This window comes from Brevibacillus sp. MCWH (assembly GCF_013096935.1).
In the GTDB taxonomy this organism is placed as follows: domain Bacteria; phylum Bacillota; class Bacilli; order Brevibacillales; family Brevibacillaceae; genus Brevibacillus; species Brevibacillus aydinogluensis.
Window position 1 is genome coordinate 1 of sequence record NZ_SDLF01000057.1, and the last position, 1,068, is coordinate 1,068.

Here is a 1,068-nt window from a genome sequence, read left to right on the forward strand (position 1 = left end):
GTCATATAGTGCGGATCAGTTAGAAGAGTTAACTCATAACGAAGGACCATGGCTAGAAGCTAGAAACGGTCTCCCAGATAGTGCTTATTCAAACGAAATCATAACATCAGAATCGATAGTCGCTTACTACAGTGATGTTTTAAAAGAAGTAGAAAATGGTAAATGGACATGTGAAATTATTACTCCACAACCAAAATTAGAGTTATTGCTGGATAAGGTCAATCCTACTGCTAACCCGTTGCTGAGATTTCTAGGTACTTGGCATGGGGATGATTTTGAAGAATGTCTGAGAGATGTGTATAAGAATAGGATAGAGGCTAAATTCAGTTAGGATGTATTTGTTGGACACCAATCATTGCAGTAGGATTCTAAAAAACGATCCAGTAATGGCTCAGAAATTAAGAGAGATAGATTATGAGCACATTAAAACATGTTTTGTTGTCGAGTCAGAACTGTATTTTATGGCATATAGATCAGAGAAAACTACAGAAAATTTATTTCAAGTTAGTGATCTCTTAAGTGTCATTGAAGTTATAAGATGCGATTCAATGGTTTCGAGATGCTACGGTGAATTAAAAGCCAAAGTGTTAGACAAGTTTGGACCGAAGGAAAAAAGCAAAAGGAGAAAATACACTCTTCAAAAAACGGGCATCAGTGAAAATGACCTTTGGATAGCATCAGTTGCCCTCGCTCATGATCTGGTTGTAGTAAGCATAGATAGTGATTTCCGAAGGATCAAAGAAGCGGAGCAAAATCTCAAGGTTGAAAGTTGGTTAACCGAATCCGTTGAAGAGGTTGAGGTCACTGGATAGAGCACGCCATCTTGTTGGCGTGTTTTTGTTTTTTGATGACAGAAAACTGACGGAAAAATGAAAGAAAAACGACAGAAAATTTTGGTTCAGACGTGGTATGATGGTAGCATGAGATATTTTGAAGCAGGGCGTCACTCCGATCGGGGTGGCGTTTTTATTTTGGAGTGATGAACATGAAAAAACGAAAGAAAAAACGAAAAGAGAAATTGAGTCATCGTGATTGGCTCGACATTATGGGTGTGAAAAGAGACACGTA

Annotated in this window: 1 protein-coding gene and 1 pseudogene; both read left to right on the plus strand. The window is 38.1% G+C overall.

All coding sequences use genetic code 11. The features are described from left to right. Positions 1-331, plus strand: a pseudogene (locus ETC00_RS19305) (hypothetical protein); the annotation flags it as partial. Between the two features lie 10 nt (positions 332-341). Next, complete coding sequence (locus ETC00_RS19310; RefSeq protein WP_171567678.1) at positions 342-812, plus strand: type II toxin-antitoxin system VapC family toxin; 471 nt, start codon at positions 342-344, stop codon at positions 810-812. Positions 813-1,068: the final 256 nt, after the last annotated feature.